Origin of the sequence: Aeromonas sp. R2-1 (genome assembly GCF_040908425.1) — a bacterium.
GTDB lineage: Bacteria > Pseudomonadota > Gammaproteobacteria > Enterobacterales > Aeromonadaceae > Aeromonas > Aeromonas caviae.
Genome location: NZ_JBFODR010000031.1, coordinates 151,197 through 171,802, shown reverse-complemented (window position 1 = coordinate 171,802; position 20,606 = coordinate 151,197). Strand labels below are relative to the sequence as shown.

At 62.9% G+C, this 20,606-nt stretch carries 16 protein-coding genes and 3 tRNA genes; 4 read left to right on the top strand and 15 right to left on the bottom strand.

The features are described from left to right. Nucleotides 1-18: 18 nt before the first annotated feature. The 12 genes from AB5Y80_RS11595 to AB5Y80_RS11540 form a co-directional block, all read right to left on the bottom strand. Nucleotides 19-1,172 (bottom strand): IS3-like element ISAeca4 family transposase gene (locus AB5Y80_RS11595; RefSeq protein ID WP_139739419.1). Its coding sequence is split into 2 segments (ribosomal slippage): nt 19-935 and nt 935-1,172, totalling 1,155 coding nucleotides; the frame shifts between segments, so codons are not numbered across the junction. Between the two features lie 294 nt (nt 1,173-1,466). Then, nucleotides 1,467-1,553 (bottom strand) — tRNA-Leu (locus AB5Y80_RS11590). A 40-nt stretch (nt 1,554-1,593) separates the two neighbouring features. Beyond that, a tRNA-Cys gene (locus tag AB5Y80_RS11585) sits at nt 1,594-1,667 on the bottom strand. 34 nt (nt 1,668-1,701) lie between these two features. Continuing rightward, nucleotides 1,702-1,777, bottom strand: a tRNA-Gly gene (locus tag AB5Y80_RS11580). A gap of 179 nt (nt 1,778-1,956) precedes the next feature. Then, nucleotides 1,957-2,511: a CDP-diacylglycerol--glycerol-3-phosphate 3-phosphatidyltransferase gene (gene pgsA, locus AB5Y80_RS11575; protein WP_010675229.1), complete on the bottom strand. Its 555-nt coding sequence runs from the start codon at nt 2,509-2,511 to the stop codon at nt 1,957-1,959. Nucleotides 2,512-2,724: 213 nt separating this feature from the next. Further along, on the bottom strand, nt 2,725-4,578 hold the full coding sequence (uvrC, locus tag AB5Y80_RS11570; protein WP_029314745.1) for an excinuclease ABC subunit UvrC: 1,854 nt from the start codon (nt 4,576-4,578) through the stop codon (nt 2,725-2,727). Nucleotides 4,579-4,688: 110 nt separating this feature from the next. Continuing rightward, nucleotides 4,689-5,333, bottom strand: coding sequence for a UvrY/SirA/GacA family response regulator transcription factor (gene uvrY / locus AB5Y80_RS11565; RefSeq protein WP_010675231.1), 645 nt, complete (start codon nt 5,331-5,333; stop codon nt 4,689-4,691). Nucleotides 5,334-5,543: 210 nt separating this feature from the next. Beyond that, the gene (gene kdsB, locus AB5Y80_RS11560) at nt 5,544-6,305 is read right to left on the bottom strand and encodes a 3-deoxy-manno-octulosonate cytidylyltransferase (protein WP_039040278.1); all 762 of its coding nucleotides are present in this window, start codon (nt 6,303-6,305) and stop codon (nt 5,544-5,546) included. Beyond that, the gene (locus AB5Y80_RS11555; RefSeq protein WP_010675233.1) at nt 6,302-6,499 is read right to left on the bottom strand and encodes a Trm112 family protein; all 198 of its coding nucleotides are present in this window, start codon (nt 6,497-6,499) and stop codon (nt 6,302-6,304) included. The genes kdsB and AB5Y80_RS11555 overlap by 4 nt, the downstream gene beginning before the upstream one ends. A gap of 112 nt (nt 6,500-6,611) precedes the next feature. Continuing rightward, on the bottom strand, nt 6,612-7,610 hold the full coding sequence (gene lpxK / locus AB5Y80_RS11550; RefSeq protein ID WP_319892719.1) for a tetraacyldisaccharide 4'-kinase: 999 nt from the start codon (nt 7,608-7,610) through the stop codon (nt 6,612-6,614). Beyond that, complete coding sequence (gene msbA / locus AB5Y80_RS11545; RefSeq protein WP_010675235.1) at nt 7,610-9,379, bottom strand: lipid A ABC transporter ATP-binding protein/permease MsbA; 1,770 nt, start codon at nt 9,377-9,379, stop codon at nt 7,610-7,612. The genes lpxK and msbA overlap by 1 nt, the downstream gene beginning before the upstream one ends. A 134-nt stretch (nt 9,380-9,513) precedes the next feature. Next, nucleotides 9,514-11,655: a DNA internalization-related competence protein ComEC/Rec2 gene (locus AB5Y80_RS11540; protein ID WP_368172943.1), complete on the bottom strand. Its 2,142-nt coding sequence runs from the start codon at nt 11,653-11,655 to the stop codon at nt 9,514-9,516. Between the two features lie 115 nt (nt 11,656-11,770). Between AB5Y80_RS11540 and AB5Y80_RS11535 the strand changes: the two genes are divergently transcribed. The 3 genes from AB5Y80_RS11535 to AB5Y80_RS11525 all read left to right on the top strand — a co-directional run bounded on the left by AB5Y80_RS11535 (nt 11,771) and on the right by AB5Y80_RS11525 (nt 14,398). After that, nucleotides 11,771-12,289, top strand: a complete 519-nt coding sequence (locus AB5Y80_RS11535; RefSeq protein ID WP_039040274.1) for a DUF2062 domain-containing protein — start codon at nt 11,771-11,773, stop codon at nt 12,287-12,289. Continuing rightward, nucleotides 12,283-12,777 (top strand): DUF2062 domain-containing protein, encoded by a 495-nt coding sequence (locus AB5Y80_RS11530; protein WP_041214895.1) that lies wholly within the window; start codon nt 12,283-12,285, stop codon nt 12,775-12,777. Before AB5Y80_RS11535 ends, AB5Y80_RS11530 begins: the two co-directional genes overlap by 7 nt. A gap of 115 nt (nt 12,778-12,892) precedes the next feature. Next, complete coding sequence (locus tag AB5Y80_RS11525) at nt 12,893-14,398, top strand: helicase HerA-like domain-containing protein (RefSeq protein ID WP_167825867.1); 1,506 nt, start codon at nt 12,893-12,895, stop codon at nt 14,396-14,398. A 79-nt stretch (nt 14,399-14,477) separates the two neighbouring features. Here AB5Y80_RS11525 and AB5Y80_RS11520 read toward each other — a convergent pair whose 3' ends face one another. The 3 genes from AB5Y80_RS11520 to AB5Y80_RS11510 form a co-directional block, all read right to left on the bottom strand. Then, a complete protein-coding gene (locus AB5Y80_RS11520; RefSeq protein ID WP_010675240.1) occupies nt 14,478-15,668 on the bottom strand; it encodes an amino acid aminotransferase in 1,191 nt (396 codons plus the stop codon). A gap of 135 nt (nt 15,669-15,803) precedes the next feature. After that, nucleotides 15,804-16,745 carry a hypothetical protein gene (locus tag AB5Y80_RS11515; RefSeq protein WP_368172942.1) on the bottom strand — a complete coding sequence of 314 codons (942 nt, stop codon included), beginning with the start codon at nt 16,743-16,745 and terminating at the stop codon, nt 15,804-15,806. Between the two features lie 195 nt (nt 16,746-16,940). After that, nucleotides 16,941-17,978 (bottom strand): porin, encoded by a 1,038-nt coding sequence (locus AB5Y80_RS11510; protein WP_041214891.1) that lies wholly within the window; start codon nt 17,976-17,978, stop codon nt 16,941-16,943. A 382-nt stretch (nt 17,979-18,360) separates the two neighbouring features. Between AB5Y80_RS11510 and dinG the strand changes: the two genes are divergently transcribed. After that, a complete protein-coding gene (dinG, locus tag AB5Y80_RS11505) occupies nt 18,361-20,433 on the top strand; it encodes an ATP-dependent DNA helicase DinG (RefSeq protein ID WP_201925875.1) in 2,073 nt (690 codons plus the stop codon). Nucleotides 20,434-20,606 lie beyond the last annotated feature (173 nt).

The window sequence follows — 20,606 nt, the reverse complement described above, 5'->3', positions numbered from 1 at the left end:
TGAATCGCCCCGGCTTCTCTAGACACTTTTGAGCCGTTCGAAATATTGCTTTTCACACTCTACTGGCGATAGCCCATTGTTGAAACTGTGCCGACGCTTGGGGTTGTAAAACATTTCAATGTAATCGAACACATCCTGCCGGGCCTCCTCCCGATCTGCATAGGTTTTACGTCGGATCCGCTCGCGTTTGAGGAGTTGGAAGAAACTCTCCGCCACCGCGTTATCATGGCAATTGCCACGTCTGCTCATGCTGGCCTTGAGCCGGTGCTCCCGCAAAAAATCCTGCCAGTCATAGCTGCTAAACTGGCTCCCTTGGTCAGAATGAACCAGCACTTCCTGCTCGGGTCGCCGTCGCCACACTGCCATCAGTAACGCGCTGATGGCCAACTCTCGGTCGATCCGTGGCCCCATTGACCAACCAATGACTTGTCGTGAAAACAAATCCAATACCGCGGCCAGATAGAGCCAGCCTTCATGGGTTCGAATATAAGTGATGTCCGTTACCCAGACCTTATTTGGCTCAGTCACATCGAACTGGCGTTCAAGATGATTCGGTGCAACCACCGTTGGCCGGCCACCATAATGACCGGGACGGCGACGATAACCGGTTTGTGAACGCAAACCTTCATGACGCATTAATCGCGCCACCCGGTGTTTCCCACAGGTCTCGCCCATCTCTCGCAGGTCATCCCGGATCTTGCGATAGCCATAGACGCCCCCGCTTTCTAGCCAACATTGCTTGATCTGGCCCAGGAGGCGTTGGTCTTCAAGTGCGCGGGCAGATAAAGGCTGGTGCTGCCAGGCGTAATAACCGCTCGGGTGGACATTCATCATCCGACACAGTCGGCGGATGGGATGTGTGGACGCGTGCACCCGGATGAAGGCGTACCTTACCCTGACAGCTTGGCAAAGTACGCGGCGGCCTTTTTTAAGATATCTCGCTCATCGGTGACGCGGCGCAGTTCAGCCTTGAGGCGCCGAATTTCGGCTTGCTGGCTGGAGTCATGCTGTTGCTGCACGGCGGGCTGGCTGTAGCGCCTGATCCAGGCGTAAAGACTGTGGCTGGAAACACCAAGTCGCTCAGCGACCTCTGCCACTGGGTAATGGCGCTCAGTCACCTGCTTGACGGCGGCCAGTTTGAATTCTTCCGTGTAACGTTGCTGCTTGCTCATAACACCTCCTGATTGACCTCAGTTTGAGGCTCTTGAGGTGTCTAGGAAAGTAGGGGCGATTCACGGAGCAGAAGAGGTGTCGACCATCATCTCGGAACTCTAGAGAATTCTGGGAAGCACTCAGGAGCCTGCCATCGAGCAGGCTCTTTGATGTTCACACCAGGGTGTCGTAGCTTGGCACGTGCAGATTCAAGAGATGAACCGACTCTTCAGGTCGCTGCCATTCTGGCTGTCAATTAGCTAGTAACAAAAAGGCCACTATTGCTAGTGGCCTTAGTAACTCTTTGATTTTAATGGTGCCTGAGGCCGGAATCGAACCGGCACGACGCGAACGTCGAGGGATTTTAAATCCCTTGTGTCTACCGATTTCACCACTCAGGCACCGCAATCGGTATCAAGTCCGCGGGCGGGCTTGTCAATATGGAGGCACGTTCCGGAGTCGAACCGGACTAAACGGATTTGCAATCCGCTGCATAACCGCTTTGCTAACGCGCCATGCAAAAGAGAGGAACTCTCTATTGTCTGAATTTGGAGCGGGAAACGAGACTCGAACTCGCGACCCCGACCTTGGCAAGGTCGTGCTCTACCAACTGAGCTATTCCCGCATCGGTCTGGCTGACTGCCTGACTGTGAGAACGCATTCTAGCGATGTTCCCCGCCCAGTCAACCAAAAACATTTAATACGCTGATCGTTCGGGTGTTTTTTACCCTTGTCCCACACTTTTGGCGCTCATGGCCGTTTCTCGGCGCCAGTGGCAGAGAAACGGCCATCTTCCCGTCGGGACTAGAACCGGGAGTGGTAGCTGAGATCGCCCCAGGCGGCCTTCATGTACTGGAACATGGACCAGAAGGTGAGCACGGTGGCCACGTAGAGCAGCACATAGGCGAGCCACACCATCCAGATGTCGTATTGCCAGATGAGGCCGGTGAGCGACACCATCTGGATCATGGTCTTCCATTTGCCAATCCAGCTGACGGCCACCGAGGAGCGCTTGCCAAGCTCGGCCATCCATTCACGCAGGGCGGAGATGATGATCTCCCGGCCAATCATGGTCATGGCGGGGATGGTGACCCAGACGGTGTTGTAGTGCTCGACGATGACCACCAGGGCCGCCGCCACCATGATCTTGTCGGCCACCGGATCGAGGAAGGCGCCAAAGGCGGTGGACTGGTTCAGCTTGCGGGCAAGATAGCCGTCAAACCAGTCGGTTGCGGCCGCCAGGATAAAGACGATGGCCGCCGCCATGTAGGACCACTGATAGGGAAGGTAGAACAGGATGACGAAGACGGGGATGAGCAAAATCCGAAAGAACGTCAGCAGGTTAGGAATATTTGTCATTATTTTCAGCCACTTCTTGTATGCCGCTACATGGTAGCCCCAAGCCGATCGCGGATGCAACCGAACTGGCGCCCGCCTTGGTCCATTAATCCATCAATAACCTCAGGATGCCGGTCATTATGGCATTTGGGAGCCCCCTGCGTCACGGCTCTTGTGCGCAGGCGGCACGCCCTGATGCCCCCTGGCGTGACCACCTTCACACCAAAGGCAGCACTAGAGCGAATGCAATGCGTCGTGGATGGACTGGGCCAGCTCCTGGCTGATGCCGGGCACCTTGGCGAGCTCGTCCACCCCGGCTTTTTTCACCTCCTGCAAACCCCCCAGGTATTTGAGCAGCGCCTGCCGCCGTTTCGGCCCCACCCCGGGAATCTCTTCCAGGGTACTGGTGGTGCGGGCCTTTGCCCGCCTGGCCCGGTGGCCCGTGATGGCAAAGCGGTGGGATTCGTCGCGAATGTGCTGGATGAGGTGCAAGGCGGGCATGTCCGCCGGCAAATGCAGCTCTTCGTGGCTGTCCCCCAGGATCAGGGTCTCCAACCCCGCCTTGCGGGTCACCCCCTTGGCGATACCCACCAGCAGCGGGTATTTGCCGCCGAGAAACTCCAACTGGCGCGCCAGGATCTCCTCCGCGCGGCGCAACTGGCCGAGACCGCCGTCGATGAACAGCACATCCGGCACCTTGTCCGGCTCCTGCTGCTTGCCAAAGCGGCGCTCCAGCGCCTGCTCCATGGCGGCATAGTCATCCCCGCCGGTGATACCGTCGATGTTGAAGCGGCGGTATTCCGAGGAGAGCGGCCCCTCCCGGTTGAACACCACGCAGGAGGCCACGGTGCGCTCCCCCATGGTGTGGGAGATATCGAAGCACTCCATGCGGGCGATGGGGGTCTCGAGCTCCAGCAGCTCCTCCAGCTGATCGTAACGGGCGGTGATGGTGCTCTTGTGGGCGAGGCGCGAGCGCAGCGCGGTCTGGGCGTTGATGGAGGCGAGCTTGATGAAGCGGGCCCGTTCGCTGCGCGTCCGGCTCACCACCCGCACCTTGTAGCCGGCGGTCTGGCTCAGGGTGTCGGCGATGACGCTCTCATCCTCCAGCGCCACGTCCAGCAGCACCTCGCTCGGGATCTGCCGTCCCCCCTGCCCCGACAGATAGAACTGCAGCAGGAAGGATTGCACCACCTCGTCAAGCGGGGTATCGGCCGGCACTTTCGGGAAGTAGCTGCGCGATCCCAGCACCTTGCCCTGGCGGATGAAGAGCACGTGGATGCAGGCGGTCCCCTGCTCGAAGGCCACCCCCACCACGTCGAGCTCGTCCAGCACGTTGCCGCTCACCGACTGCTGCTCGGTGACCCGGCGCAGGGCCTGGATCTGATCCCGGTAGCGGGCCGCCTCCTCGAAGCGCAGATCGCCGCTGGCGGACTCCATCTTGCCCACCAGTTCGCCGATCACCTGCTGGTTCTTGCCCGCGAGGAACAGCTTGGCCAGCGCCACCTGCTGGGCATACTCGGCCTCGCTCACCAGCCCCGCCACGCAGGGGCCGGCGCAGCGCTTGAGCTGGTAGAGCAGGCAGGGGCGGGTACGGTTGGCATAGACCGCATCCTCGCACTGGCGCACCGGGAAGATCTTCTGCATCAGGTGCAGGCTCTCGCGTACCGCGCCACCGGAGGGGTAAGGGCCGAAATACTCCCCCTTCACCTTGCGGGCGCCGCGATGGACGCCGATGCGCGGGTGCCGATGGTCGGTGATGATGATCCAGGGGTAGGACTTGTCATCCCGCAGCAGCACGTTGTAGCGGGGCTGGTACTGCTTGATGAGGTTGTGCTCGAGGATCAGCGCCTCGGTCTCGGTGTGAGTGACCGTTACCTGCACATCGGCAATCTGGCGCACCAGGGTGCGGGTCTTGATGCTGTCGACATTGGCTCGAAAGTAGGAGGCGAGCCGTTTCTTGAGATCCTTGGCCTTGCCCACGTAGATGACGGTGCCGCCGCTGTCGTACATGCGGTAGACACCACTCTGGTGGGTGACGGCGCTCAGAAACGCCTTGCTGTCAAAATGGGGCTCGGGAGAGAGGGTCATCGGCAACTCGACTCAACGGATGAATGCAAAAAGACGGGGAGAGCATACTGCCCACAGCCTGCAAAAAGCAAAAGGCGGCCGATGCCGCCTTTGGTGTCCACACGCCCCCGTTACAGGGTATCGGCATCCAGCATGCCATAACGAATGGCCAGATGGGTCAGCTCCACGTCGCCGTTGATCCCCAGCTTGCTGAACAGGCGGTAGCGGTAGCTGTTGACCGTCTTCGGGCTCAGGTTGAGCTGCTCGGAGATGTCGGTCACCTTCTGCCCCTTGGTGATCATCATCATGATCTGCAGCTCCCGCTCGGAGAGGGACTTGAAGGGGTTCTCGTCGGCGGAGGCGAACTGGCTCAGGGCCATCTGCTGGGCGATCTCCGGGGAGATGTAGCGCTGACCGGAGTGAACCAGGCGAATGGCGTGGATCATCTCGTCCGGCGCGGCCCCCTTGGTGAGGTACCCGGCGGCGCCCGCCTGCATCACCTTGGTAGGGAACGGATTTTCTGAATGAATGGTCAGCACTATGATGCGTACATCGGGGCGGATCCGCAGGATCTTGCGGGTCGCTTCCAGACCGCCGATGCCCGGCATGTTCATGTCCATCAGGATCACATCGGGGTGATGTTGCCGACAGAAGGCCACCGCGGTTTCCCCGCTCTGCGCCTCGCCCACCACCTTGATCCCGCGGACGTCTTCCAAAATGCGTCTTATCCCTGTACGCACCAACTCATGATCATCGACCAGGAATACATTAATCACCCAAACACCCCGTTTTTTATCTCGTTATATGCCAGTTAGGGTTAACACGGCGTCTTGCATCATAACCAAACTCGATGATTTGGCAAACCATGGGCGGGAAAAGTTTGAAATTGCTCGTAAAATCCGTTTTAAATCAAATTATTATACAAAGAATCAATTAAAAAACGGCGCCCTGGGGCGCCGTATTGCATCAAAGCCGTTCCGCCAGCCTCAACCGGCCAGCAGCGCTCGCACCTTGTCGAGATCGGCCTGGGTGTCCACCCCCACCGGCGGGGCTTGCAGCGCCTGGGCCACGTGGATCTTCTCCCCGTACCAGAGCACCCGCAGCTGCTCCAGGGCTTCGACCTGCTCGAGCACGCTCGGTGCCCAGTCCACGTAACGCTGGATGAAGCCGGCGCGATAGGCGTAGATGCCGATGTGGCGCTGGTAGTGATCGCCAATCTGCTCGCGGCTCTGGGCAAAGCGGTCCCGATCCCAGGGGATGCTGGCGCGACTGAAATAGAGGGCATACCCCTCCCGGTCGGTCACCACCTTGACGGCATTGGGATTGAACGCCTCTTCGGCATCCCTGATCGGCACCGACAGCGTCGCCATGGGCGCGCTGGCCGCGGCCAGGTTGTCCGCCACCTGGCGGATGATGACGGGGGGAATGAGGGGCTCGTCCCCCTGCACGTTGACGATGATGGTATCGGCGGCAAAGCCGTAGTGACGGCACACCTCGGCCAGACGCTCGGTGCCGGACTGGTGATCCGGTGAGGTCATGCACACCTCGAACCCGGCAGCGGCGGCAAAGGGAGCCAGAGCCTGCTGCACCCGCTCGTCATCGGTGGCGACGATCACCCGATCGGCGCCCGATTGCAGGGCCTTCTCCACCACGTGCTGCACCATGGGCTTGCCGTGAATGTCGGCCAGCGGCTTGCCCGGCAGCCGGGTGGAGGCGTAACGGGCAGGAATGACGACGACGAAACTCATGGCTTCAGCTCTTCCAGCGCCAGGTGACGGGCCCGGTTCTCCAGCAGCACCGGGATCCCCTCCTCCAGGGGATAGGCCAGTCTGTCGAAGCGGCAGATGAGCTCCTGAGGGCCCTCGGCGTGCGCTTGATAGTGCAGTTTCCCCTTGCAGACCGGGCAGGCGATGATGTCGAGCAGTTTAATATCCAGTGCCACAACGAAACTCCTTTAACGATTTCCCACAGGCGATCTTGCCTGGCATGTCAATGTGCAGGGCCAGCCCCCGAGTCCGGGCGCTGGCCGTCTGTTCCAATCCGGTGGCGCCCGGTCAGGGCGCCTGGTGCCTGTCCCCTCTTCCGGGCTGCGGACCCAGGGTGCGCAGCAGCGCCTCCCCCAGGGCATCGGGCAGCTCGGCGCTGACCGGCAGATACCACCAGTTGTCCGGGGCAAAGGGGCGGCACTTGACCGCATCCTTCTCGGTCATCAGCAAGGGGCGCTGGCCGAAGCGGGCCAGCAGCTCGGCGGCGTCGAACGCCTGGTGATCCCCGTAGCCGACGCTCTGCACCAGCTCGTAACCAAGGGCGGTCAGGGTGGCGAAGAAACGGGGGGGATGGCCGATGCCTGCCAGGGCATCCACCGGCCCCGAGAGGGGGGCCGTGAGAGGCGCATCATCGCACACCCGACGCAGGGTATCCGGCACCAGGCGCATGGCATATTCGCCACGGGCGGGTTCGCCGCCGTTGCAGATGATGGCGTCCACCCGCTTGAGGCGGGTCGTGGGCTCGCGCAGCGGCCCCATGGGCAGCAGACAGCCATTGCCAAAGCGGCGCGCACCGTCCACCACCACCAGTTCGATGTCACGGGCCAGGGCATAGTGCTGCAGGCCGTCGTCGGTGACGATGATGTCCACCTCACCGCTTTGCTCCAGCAACCGCACAGCATCGGCCCGTCTGGGGGCCACCGCCACGGGGCAGCCGCAGCGCCTTGCGATGAGCACGGGCTCATCCCCGGCCTCGGCCGGGGTGCTGCTCTCATCCAGTCGATAGGGGTAATGGGGCGCCTTGCCGCCATAGCCGCGGCTGACCACGCCTGGGCGCCAGCCCCGGGCCTGGAGTTGTTCCACCAGCCAGACCACCACCGGGGTCTTGCCGTTGCCCCCCACCGAGAGATTGCCCACCACCACCACCGGCAGGGTGGCCCGATAGGCGCGGAACCAACCCCGGCGATACCCCAGACGGCGGACGCCGCTGATGAGGGCAAACAGCAGGGCGAAGGGGGCCAGCCCCCAGCGCCAGAGGCTGTTCCCGTACCAGAGTCTGGCCAGCATCAGCCCTTGTTACCCGTGGCTGTATTACCAAACTGAATGGCCCGCAGCTGGGCATAAGTACCATGCATGTCCATCAGGGTTTGGTGGTTGCCGCGCTCGACGATGTGTCCCTCGTCGATCACCAGGATCTCGTCCGCCTTCTCGATGGTGGAGAGACGGTGGGCGATCACGAGGGAAGTGCGCGCCTTGCACAGCTCGTCGATGGCCGCCTGGATGTGGCGCTCGGACTCGGTGTCCAGGGCCGAGGTGGCCTCGTCCAGCAGCAGCACCGGGGAGTCCCGCAGCAGGGCGCGGGCGATGGCGATGCGCTGGCGCTGGCCGCCGGAGAGGGAGGCGCCGTTCTCGCCGATGACGGTGTCATAACCTTCCGGCATCTTGCTGACGAAGTCGTCAGCATGGGCGATGCGGGCCGCCTGCTTGATCTCGTCGCGGCTGTACTTCTCTTCTGCCGCGTAGGCGATGTTGTTGGCCACGGAGTCGTTGAAGAGGTGCACGTGCTGGGAGACCAGGGCGTACTGCTTGCGCAGCTCGCTCAGGCGGTATTCGCGGATGTTGACGCCATCCAGCAGAATTTCCCCCTCTTCGATGTCATAGAAGCGGGTCAGGAGGCTCGCGATGGTGCTCTTGCCGGAGCCGGAACGACCCACCAGGGCCACCGATTTGCCTGCCTCCACCTTGAAGCTGATGTTGCGCAGCGCCGGTGTCTCCTTGGTCGGGTAGGTGAAGGTGACGTTGCGAAACTCGATTTCACCTCGGGCACGTTCCAGGGTGCGAGTGCCGGTGTCCTGCTCCGGGGTGGAGTCCAGCAGACCAAACAGGCTCTGGCAGGCGGTGATGCCGCGCTGGAACTGGTTGTTCACGTCGGTCAGGCTTTTCAGCGGCTTGAGCAGCATCATCATGGAGGTGACCATGACGGTGAAGGTGCCCGCGGTCAGGGTCGCCTTGACGCTGTCGATGGTGGCGACATAGAGGAAGACCGCAAGGGCCACGGAGGCCACCATCTGGACGATGGGGCTGCCGATGGCGTCGGCGGCGACCATCTTCATGGTCTGCTGGCGCATCCGGTTGCTCACCTGGTAGAAGCGCTTGTCCTCCACCTCCTGGCCCCCGAACATCAGCACCTCTTTGTGCCCCTTGAGCATCTGCTCGGTGGAGGTGGTGATGTCACCCACCGCCTGCTGGATGTGGCGGCTTATCTTGCGAAAACGTCGGCTGATGATGCTGATGAGGATCCCGACCAGGGGCCCCACCACCAGGAAGATCACCGACAACTGCCAGGAGTGCCAGAACATTAGGCCCAGCAGGCCGATGACGGTGGCCCCTTCCCGCACCAGGGAGACCAGGGTCGAGCTCGCGGCGGACGACACCTGACCGGCGTCATAGGTCACCTTGGAGAGCAGGTTGCCGGTGTTCTGGCGGTCGAAGAAGCTCATGGGCATGGCCATCAGGTGGCTGAACACCTGCTGCTGCAGGCGCATCACCACGTGGTTGCCGACCCAGGCCATGCAGTAGTTGGAGAGGAAGGCGGCGCAGCCGCGCAGAGCCACGATGCCGAGGACGAAGAAGGGCATCCACTTGAGCACGCTGCTGTCGTTGCCGTTGAGCCCCTGATCGATGAGCGGTTTGATGGAGTAGACGAAGGTGGTATCCACGGCCGCGTAACCCAGCATGCCAATGATGCCGCCCACCAGACCCAGCTTGCGATCCCGGACATAACCGAGCAGGCGCTTGAAGACGGTCCAGCTCTCTTGTGAGGTTTCTTGTTGCATGAATAGCCGTTAATAAGGGAAATGACGGGCTATTCTAGCCAAACCTTGGAGCTACACCAAGCGCCGCTGGCGCGATGGCTACAACCCGGGTCACAAATGAAGGCCGCCCCTTGCCGGGCTGGCTCATTGGATCCTCACTCCCTTCCCCATACCTGCGGCTGCCACCAGGGGCCGCCACGCCGGTACCAGGGCCCCTGCTCCCGCTCGGCCCGGATCCTGAGCCCCGCGTCCCCCGGCTCGATCAGGATGGCGCCCGCCTCCCCCGTGACCCACTGCCGCGCCCCCTGGTATCGCGCCACCACCTCGGGGCGGGGAAAGCCCCACTGGTTCATGAAGCCTGCGCTGTGCACCACGGAGGCAGGTTTCACCGCAGCCACGAAGGGGGCCGTGGAGGAGGTGCGACTGCCATGATGCGGGCTCACCAGCAGGGTGCTGGCCAGCCCCGCGCCCTCACCCTCCTCCAGCGCCAGTGCCAGCAGGCGGCGCTCCGCCTGTTGCTCGATGTCGCCGCTCAGCAGCAACCGATGACGCCCGTCGTCCAGCTGCACCACGCAACTGTCATTGTTGCGCCCCGCCCCGGCTGCCAGGGGCCAGAGCACCCGCACATCCAGTCCCTGCCAATGCCACTGCTGACCTCGGCGGCAGGCCTGGGTAGCCGGTGCAAAGGGGAAGGATGAGAGCTCCCGGCGCACCGCCATGCTCTGCAGCAGAGCCTGCCGGTTGCCCGCGTGATCCCTGTCTCTGTGGCTGATGATCAGGGTGTCGATCACCCGGACGCCGAGCCGGTTGAGCAGGGGCAGGATGGCCGCATCCGCCATGTTGTAGCCCCCTGGGTAGCGATCCCCGGTATCAAACAGGATGGCCCGCTCGCCCCGGGTGACGAGCACCGATAGCCCCTGCCCCACGTCCAGCACCCGCACCTGCCAGGAAGCGGGAGCAGGCCAGAGGGCGAGCAGCAGGGCCGCCGCCACCGGCCCCCCCAGGGCGCGCCCTCCCGGCAGGTGCCATCCCGTCCACAGCAGGATCAGCAGGGCGCTGGCGGGCATCAGCCAGCCGGGCACCGGCCACCAGAGCTGCAGGCGATCCGCCAGCTGCGTGAGCCCCCACAGCACCCACTCCAGGCCGAAGGCGGAGACCCAGAGCAGGCCGTGGGCCAGCAACGTGGAGAGGGGCGCCACCAGCACGCCGATGAGCGCCAGGGGAATGATGACAAGGCAGAACAGCGGCAGTGCCAGCAGATTGAGCAGAAACGCCAGGGGCGCCATCCCCTCGAACAGCAGCAGTTGCAGGGGCAGCAAGCCGAGCAGCAGCAGAAGTTGCAGCCGCACCAGGCCGGGGCGATCGTGCAACAGGCTCGCCAGCAACAGCAGTGCCACCGCCAGAAAAGAGAGCCAGAACCCCGCCGAATAGAGGGCGAAAGGGTCCAACAATGTCAGCACCACAAAGGCCCACAGCCAGATCCGGTGGCTCGGCCAGTCCCGCTTTAGCCAGCGCAGCAGGCTCCACACCAGCACCATGATGAGGGCACGCTCGGTGGCCACCGCAAACCCCGCCAGCCAGCTGTAGGTGGCCGCGAACAGGAGTGACACGCAGATAGCCCCGCGCAGCCCGAACAGCCGCCCGAGCCACCAGCCGAGCACCGCCACCAGAGCGATATGCTGGCCCGAGATGGCGATGATATGGGTCAGGCCGCTGCCGCGAAAGAGTTCCCACTGGGTATCCGTGATCCCCCCCTGCTCCCCGAAGGTGAGGGCCGCCAGCAGGGGGGCCTGCGCCATCCCCTCCCAGGCGCGACTCGCCGCCGCCAGCCAGCGATCGCGCACACCCGGGGGTACGGCATCCAGGGCGATGACCCGGCGCAGGTTGCCGGTGGCGGTGATCCCCTTGCCAAGGAGCAGGCGCCGCCCATCCATCCCCGCTTCGTTGGCCAGGCCATGGGCCGGCTTGAGAGAGGTCACCAGGGTGACGCGGCTGCCGGCAGGCAACGGCGGCAACACCTGATAGGCATTGACCCGCACCAGGGGTGGCACGATGAGGGGGCGATCGTCCAGGGTGTCGAGGCGCAGCAGCAGGCGCGCAAATTTATCCCCCTCTTTCTCTCCCGAAGACTCCGCACTTTGCACGTGTGCGGTTATGATGTGGCTCGTTTTTTTGCCAAGCTGATCCAGCCAGGCAAGCCGGTAGTGCAAATTCACCTGCATCCAGAGGATGCCGAGCAGCAGAAACAGCAGCCGCCAGCAACGACCACCGGCGAGGGGGAGCGCGAGCAGCAGCATCAGGCCACCCCATTCCCATGAAGGCAGCCATGGCCAAAGCAGTGAGGAGCTTGCCCCCAGGGCAAACGACAACAGACGCAGATCCATGGAGCAAGTATTTAGCAAGGTTCAGAACATGCCCAAACGAATCATACAGCGCTGGCTACCCGACCCGGCGACCCTCAAGGAACACAAGCACTTGCGACTCTTTGGCAAGCTGCTGCTGGACGCCAATCTCTGGCATCTCAACCGGCGCTCCGCCGCCGGTGCCTGTGCGGTCGGCCTCTTCATGGCCTGGGTGCCCCTCCCCTGCCAGATGCTGCTGGCCGCTGGCGGCGCCATCGCCTGCCGGGTCAACCTGCCCCTCTCGGTGGCCCTGGTCTGGCTCTCCAACCCCCTGACCATGCCACCGCTGTTTTATGGCGCCTATCTGGTGGGCTGCCAGTTGCTGGGGCAACCCTCCCAGCACATCGAGATCACCTTCACCTGGGCCTGGCTGGTGTCGGTGTTCGAGACGGTTGCCCCGCCGCTCTTGCTGGGCTCCCTGGTGCTTGCCCTGCTGAGCGCCCTCGTCGGCTATCTCCTGGTTCGCGCGGGCTGGCGCCTGAGCACGGTGCGCCAGTGGCAAAAACGCAAGGTGGCGCGCCCATGCTGAATCGCTGGTTGGCCCGCTTCAAGATTGACCCCGATACCCTGCGCCAACAGAAGTGGTTCGCCCTCTTTGGCGAGCGACTGCTGACCCCCGCCCTCTGGCAAGGGGGAACGCGGGCCCTCTGTGGCGCCGTGGCGGCCGGGCTGTTCGCCAGCTGGATCCCCATGCCCATGCACTCCTTGGTGGCCGTCGCCCTGGTGCTGGCGTTCAGCTTCAACCTGCCGCTGGCCCTCTTGGCGGTCTGGTTCAACAACCCGCTGACGCTCCCCTTCATGTACCTCTACGCCTATCGTACCGGTTGCCTGGTGCTGAACGAGACGCCAGCCCCCTTCCATCTCACCTGGTCCCTGCACTGGCTGGAGCAGGAGGCAGCCACCCTGGTGCCCCCCTTCCTGCTCGGCAGCCTGCTGCTGGCGGTGCTGAGCGCCGCCGCCGGCGCCTTGCTCACCCTGCTGCTGTTACAACTGGGCAAGCTGACCCGCCCCCGCTAGGTTGCCAGCACGCCGTCCTTGTCTCGGGTGGCGTGCCTTGCCATCGTCTGCCTCTGCCACCACACTCCTTGTAACCCGTTGTTTTTCGACCCCCATTCGAAACAAGGAGCCCACCATGGCCGAACCGCTCACGCTGGCCCATGCCAATGGCCACCCCCTCTCCCTGCTACCCGCCATGGCCAATCGCCACGGCCTCATCACCGGGGCCACCGGCACCGGCAAGACAGTCACCCTGCAGGTGCTGGCGGAGGGGTTTTCCCGCCTCGGCGTGCCGGTCTTTCTGGCCGACGTGAAGGGGGATCTGAGCGGCCTGGGCGCCGCCGGTACCCCCTCTGCCAAGCTCAATGCCCGTCTGGCCCAGCTCGGCCTTCAGGCACCCGACTTTGCCGCCAGCCCCACCCTGTTCTGGGATCTCTTCGCCGAAGAGGGCCACCCGGTGCGGGCCACCGTCTCCGATATGGGGCCTCTGTTGCTTGCACGCCTGCTCGGCCTCAACGACACCCAGAGCGGGGTGCTGGAGCTGGTGTTCAAGGTGGCGGACGACGAGGGGTTGCTGTTGCTCGATCTGAAAGACCTGCGGGCCATGGTGCAGTTTGCGGGGGAGCACGCCAAGACCCTCACCACCCGCTACGGCAATGTGTCGACCGCCTCCATCGGCGCCATCCTGCGCAACCTCCTCACCCTGGAGAGCGCGGGCGGCGATCACTTCTTCGGCGAGCCCATGCTGGACATCCAGGATCTGATGCAGACCGACGAGGCGGGCCACGGCCATGTCAATGTGCTGGCCGCCGGCAAGCTCACCCAGTCCAGCCGCCTCTATGCCTGCTTCCTGCTCTGGCTGCTCTCCGAGCTGTTTGAACAGTTGCCCGAGGTGGGGGATCCGGAAAAGCCCGTGCTGGTGTTCTTCTTCGACGAGGCCCACCTGCTGTTCAAGGATGCGCCCAGGGCACTGCTGGAGAAAATTGAGCTGGTGGTGCGCCTCATCCGCTCCAAGGGGGTGGGCGTCTATTTCGTGACCCAGAGCCCGGCCGACATCCCCGACAGCGTGCTGGGGCAGCTTGGCAACCGGGTGCAGCACGCCCTGCGCGCCTTCACCCCGAGCGATCAGAAGGCGGTACGCATCGCCGCCAACACCCTGCGGGCCAACCCGGCCTTCGACGCCGCCGGAGCCATCACTGAACTGGGGGTCGGGGAGGCGCTCATCTCCCTGCTCGACGAGAAGGGGCGGCCCAGCGTGGTGGAGCGCGCCTTCATCGCGCCCCCGGCCAGCCGCATCGGCCCCCTGAGCGCGGCCGAGCGCCAGGCGCTTATTCAGGGCTCATTGCTCTACGGCAGATACGACACCCAGGAGGACAGGGAGTCCGCGTTCGAGCGGCTTCAGGAGGCATCGCCCGCCGCCGGTGACGAGACCGCTTCCCCACAGACCGACCAGGGCGGCGGTCTGCTGGATGCCTTGAATGGCATCCTGTTCGGTCGCACCGGCCCCCGTGGTGGCCAGCATGACGGGGTGGTGCAGACCGCCGCCAAGAGCGTGGCCCGCACCCTTGGCAACGAGGTGGGACGCCAGCTGATGCGCGGGGTGCTCGGCTCCCTGCTGGGGAGCAGCAAGCGGCGCCGCTGATGCCGGAAAATGAAAAAGCCCGCCGTGTCGGCGGGCTTTTTATGGCTGAAGCAAGGCGCTGGGCGCAGATGCTTCTCTCTTACAACACCTTGGCGATGGCGTCGCAGAGGGGATCAATGTTGGCGCGGGTGATGCCTGCCACGCTGATCCGGCCGGAGCCGACGATGTAGATGGCGAATTCGCTCTTGAGGCGCTCCACCTGATCCTTGGAGAGACCGGAGAAGGAGAACATGCCGTTCTGTTCGCGGATGAAACTGAAATCCTGGTTCACCCCCCGCTCGGCCAGCTTCTCCACCAGCAGCTCGCGCATCTCGCGAATGCGCACCCGCATGGCGGCCACTTCTTCCACCCACTCCGCATAGAGGGCCGGGTCGCTCACCACGGTGGTGACAACGGCGGCGCCGTGTGACGGCGGGTTGGAGTAGTTGGCACGAATGACGGTCTTCACCTGGGTGAAGGCGACGTCGGCCACCGCCTTGGTCGCGCAGACCAGGGTGAAGGCCCCGACCCGCTCGTTGTAGAGGCCGAAGTTCTTGGAGAAGGAGCTCGCCACCAGCAGCTCGTCGTGGCACTCGGCGAAGATGCGAAGGCCTTCGGCATCCTCTTCGATACCGCGGGCAAAGCCCTGATAGGCGAAGTCAAAGAGCGGCAGCCAGCCGGCGGCAGCACTCTGCCTGGCCAGGGCGCGCCACTGCTCGGTGGTGGGGTCGATACCGGTCGGGTTGTGGCAGCAGCCGTGCAGCAGCACCAGATCCCCCGCCTGCGCATCAGACAGGGAGGCCTGCATGGCGGCGAAGTCGAGCCCCTTGGTGGCGGCGTCGTAGTACTTGTACCACTTGACGGTCAAGCCAGCCGCCTGGAACACGCTGACGTGGTTCGCCCAGGTGGGATCGGAGATCCAGATGGTCTTGGCGAGATTGTTGCGTACCACGAACTCGGCGGCGATACGCAGGGCACCGGTACCGCCCGGCGCCTGCGCCGTCTTGGCGCGGCCGCTGGTCACCAGGGCGGCATCACGGCCGAACAGCAGTTGCTGCACGATGCGGCCGTATTCGATATTGCCTTCGATACCGAGGTAGTTCTTGGTCTTCTCGTCGGTCAAGAGCTTCTGCTCGGCTTGCTTGACGCAGTGAAGGATAGGAGTAGCACCGGTCTCATCCTTGTAAATACCGACCCCCAGATTGATCTTGTGGCTGCGAGTGTCGGCACGGAAGGCTTCGGTCAGGCCCAGGATCGGATCCGCTGGGGCGGCAACAACCTTTTCAAACATGGTATTCCCTGTAGTCCGTTGAGTTCGTTGGCTGGCAAAGTAGGTTGGCAAACAAAAGCGCCCGTCCAGGGAGCGCTTCGTCAGCTCTTTATACCACTGCCTTCCATAGGGGAAAACCGCTTTCTCGGCGCCGCCTCAACCAATCCCGTGCCAATCCGGTGCCAGGGCACACACCTCGACCGACAGACCCCGATTCGACTCCACCAGATCATTGCACTGCGCCAGCAGCGCACGGGGGATACGGCTTGGCTCCCAGGGCCGGCCATCCCCCAGGGGAGCCCCGTAGGCCGCCTTGATGGGCACCAGATCCCGAGGCAGCCACCAGCTCGCCGGTCTCCCCAACCGCTGGGCCAATGCCAGCACTCTGTCGACCCCGGCCGGATCCAGGGCAGTGAGGTGGCTCCAGAGGGTCTGGGGCGGCAAGGCGGCGATCAGGGGCTCCAGCGTGCCGGGATCCTCGGCAGGATACCAGACCAGCAGGGCGTCGGCGGGCAGTGGCAACTCGGCGAAGGCGCCGACGGCATCGGTCGTGATCACCCGCTGTATCTCCCCCTCTCCCCAGAGGATCTTGCCAAGCTGCGCCAGGGTGCGGGCTGGCAGCGCCACCTCCCCCAGGGTCTGGAGCCAGGGGGCGGCATCCAGCAGGGTGCCGCCGCTGAGAAACAGGCTAAACGGCCGTGCGGCCCGCAGACGAAGGGGCAGATCAGTGCAAAGCCGGATCCCCTTGTCTTCGAAGTCAATCTGCTCGATGGGGCTGAAATGACCCTCCCCCTTGCGATACAGGGCCGCCAGCACCCGCTCGTTGACCCTCTCCCCCAGTTGCCAGCCGTGGGATTGCAGCCACTCCTCGGGTTCCGGCGGGGCACTGGCCATCTTCGCCAGCATCAGCTCCCGGGTCAGATAGCGGTGCCCGGCAGGGGTGAGCTCATAGTGGTGATTGCCAAGGGCCAGCAGCAACTGGTTGTCCCGAAGCATGCCGATGAGCGGCTGCCATTGACGACCGCGAACAGCCTGGGAGCCGCCGCTCAGCAACTGCTGTGCCAGCGTGCGCCACTCGGGGTGGGTGAAATCGATCAAAGGCATCCTTCCCTGTCGGCCAATCTGCTTCAACAAATTGAATAATCTAGCGATTTACCAGAGGAGAACCAAGGGGGCAAGGAAGACAACGTGATATGGCGCAGGGCCAGAGGACGAAAAGTAGTGAAGGGGCCAAAAAACAGAACGGCCAAGCAAGCTTGGCCGTTCATCAACTAAATCAGCGCAGAGGCTAGATTAGAAGTTGTATTGCAGGGCAACAGTGAACTCGTCGTCTTTGTCGTTGATACCCTGGATTTTGTACTCGGTGTACGCCTTGAACTTGGAAGTGAAGTTGTACTGCACGCCCAGCAGGGTTTCGTCGACGATGTCTTCGTAAGAAGAACCGGCGGAGTTGGACAGTACCTTGCCTTCGGCGAAGTTGTAACCGGCCAGGAAGGTCCAAGCGTCAACGTTGTAGGAAGCAGCCAGCTCGTAGCCACGGCCCTTGTCCTTGTTGTTGCCTTGGGTGGTGTTGTCGTAGCTCAGGTCACCCTGGGTGTACATACCGGCGAAGTAGAAACCGTTGATGGCGTAGTGTGCGCCCAGGGCCCACTCTTTCTTGTCGCCAGAAGCGGTGCTGACGGTGCTTTCCAGGTCGGAGTAAGCGTAACCGGCGTTCAGGCCCAGACCGAAGTCGAAGTCGTAGCCAGCAGCAGCGGCGTAGCCGTAGTTGCGCTTGACGTTCGGACCGTAGACGTCGGTTTCCTTGATGCCTTGACCGATGTCAGTAACCTTGACAGCTACGTCATCGTTGGTCTGGTAGGACACTTTGCCCTTGAAGCCACCGAAGGTGTTGGAGTAGATGATCTGGCCTTCTTGACGACCGTCGTAGAAGTTACCTACGTCACCCCACTCGTTGAAGATATCGGTCGGCTCCAGCACGTCGTAGAACGCGGTGTCGGTCTGGCCGAAGATGATCTTGCCGTACTGGGTACCGTCCAGGCCGACATAGATGTGACGGGAGTTGAACTTGTTGTCAGAGTTTTCGGCGGATACTTGCCACTCGGTCTTGGCGATACCGGACCAGGTGTTGTTCAGGCCAACTTTGCCGGACCAGCCCAGACGGGAGGAACCAACCAGTTCAGCGTCGGTGTCGTCGTGGTCTGCGTACATGTTGGCTTGTACACGGCCGTAGATGTCAAAGGAGGTGCCGTCTTTGTCGTAAACGACAGCAGCGTTGGCTGCGGATGCGAACAGAGCCGGGATAGCAATAGCCAGAATTGTCTTTTTCATAGTTTCCAATGCCTACTGTAATTAAACACTAAGTCCTTGTTATTCCCTGTGTTAGCGATGTTCTTTGCATCACTATGGCGCCGAGACTATCACCGGGTTTTCGAATCCGCAATGAAAAAACTTGGAACTTTTTATGAAAACCATAGTCACAGGGAAAAATTTGTGAGCTGAATCTCACAATGTTTGCCCCATCAGGGAAAACGTTTACAGCGATACTCTCTGCCTGAATCCCTCTTTTTTGGTGGTTTATTGCAACCCCCTGTTCCCTCATAACATATGTGCAAAGCCGGGGCTGACCCGACTGCTTCTCCCCTGCCTCGACCAGGGCCGCCTGTTGCGGGTATCCTGTTGCCATCCACACCGACACGGTCACACCTTCTTTATGCTATCGACTCGCCTCAAAGCCACCATCCGCAATACCTATCGCCAGATTGCCGATGGTTTACCCGGTTTTGTGCCGCGCAAGGAGCAGAATTTCCTGGTTGCCGAAATCGCCAAGACCCTGACGGGAGAATATGACAGGAGTCGCCGCATCTTGGTGGCCGAGGCAGGCACCGGCATCGGCAAGTCCCTCTCCTATGCCCAGGGGGCCATACCAGTGGCACGGCTGACCCAGAAGAAGCTGGTGATCTCCACCGCCACCGTGGCCCTGCAGGAGCAGCTCATCCACAAGGATCTCCCCTTTTATCACCGTCACAGCGAGCTGCCGTTTCGTTTCATGCTGGTCAAGGGGCGCCAGCGCTACTGCTGCGAGCACCTGCTGGAGCAGGCGGCAAACGGCAGCGAGATGGCCAATTTCGAACTCGACTTCGGCGCATTGAGCAAACACAAGCCATCGGATGCTGACAAAGCGTGCTACCAGGGGCTGTGGCAGGCCTACACAGAAGGCAAGTGGGACGGGGATCGGGACAACTGGCCCAAACCCATTCCGGACCCTTGCTGGGATCGCATCGCCGCCGACCGCCACACCTGCAACAAGGCCCTGAGCCACCATCAGCACTGCCCCTTCCATCGCGCCCGCAACGACATGGACGCGGCAGACGTGCTGGTGGTCAACCACGCCCTGCTGCTCTCCGACCTCACCATGGGGGGCGGCATCATACTGCCGCCGCCGGACGAGTGCATCTATGTGCTGGACGAAGCCCATCACCTGCCCACCATCGCCCGGGATCACGGCGCCGCCAGCGCCAGTATCAAGGGATCCCGCCGCTGGCTGGAAAAGCTGGTGCAAAGCGCTGGCAAACTGGCAAGGACGCTGAACAAGGAGAGCCTCCTCGACCCCCAGCTCAAACTGCAGGATGCCCTGGCCTCTCTCCAGCCGGATCTCAAGGCCCTCGAGCAGTGGCTCACCAGCAATGATCACCTCTTTGGCGGCGAGCCCCACCACAGATTCGCCGATGGGGTGCTGCCGGATCCCCTGCCCATGCTGGCGGAAAACCTCAAGGAGGCGAGCAAGAAGGCGTTGCGGGCGCTGGACAGAATGCAGGGGGCCATCGGCGAGGCGCTCAAGGATGGCGAGATTCGTCGCAAGGAGGCCGAGCCTCTGCTGGCGGAGAGCGGTTTTCACTTGCAACGGCTCGAGAGCTTCTACGCCCTCTGGGAGATGCTGAGCCGCCATGTTCCCACCGGCAAGACCCCCCTCGCCCGCTGGATGGCCAGAAGCGAGGACGGGGACATCTGGCTGCACGCCTCCCCCATCGAGGTGGGGTATCTGCTGGAGGAGTGGCTCTGGTCCCGCTGTCTCGGGGCCGTGCTGGTGTCGGCGACCCTCACCGCCCTCTCCTCCTTCAGTTATTTTCGCCACCAGGTGGGGCTCAAGGAGCATGACGGCACCCGCTATCTGCGGCTGCGCTCCCCCTTCGACTACCACAAGGCCGAACTCTATCTGCCCAAGATGGCCCATGAACCCAGTGCCCCCGCCTTCACCCAGGAGTTGATCGATACCCTGCCCCGCCTGCTGGCAGGCAAGGAGGCCAGCCTGGTGCTCTTCTCCTCCTATCGCCAGATGAACGAGGTGGCGGTGGGGCTGCGGGCCAAGGGGATGTCGCTCCTGGTACAGGGGGAAGCGTCCCGCAGTGCTCTGCTCCTCTTGCACAAACAGAAGTGCGACGGCGGCCAGCCCAGCATCCTCTTTGGCACCGGCAGCTTCTCGGAAGGGCTGGATCTGCCCGGCCACTACCTCACCAACCTGGTGATCACCAAGCTCCCCTTCGCGGTGCCCAACTCCCCCGTGGAAGAGGCGACCGCCGAGTGGATAGAGCAGCGCGGCGGCAACCCCTTCCTGCAACTAACGGTGCCGGAGGCGTCGCGCAAGCTCATCCAGGCCTGTGGCCGCCTCATCCGAAAAGAGGCGGATCGGGGGCGGGTCACCATCCTGGACCGGCGCCTGCTGACCAAGCGCTACGGCAAGGGGCTGTTGGACGCCCTCCCCCCCTTCACCCGACGCATCGAGTGACACGGCTGACGCCCGCCATGCGCTCCCCTGTCTCTCATGTCAGGAGGGGGCAGGAAGATAGAAGAGCACGCTGCCCGCAGGGCTCGGGGCAACGGGATCCACACCCCGCACACCGGATGGCGCCATAAACGGCTATTGCCGCTGTGGGGCAAACCTGTAAAAATGACCCCCTA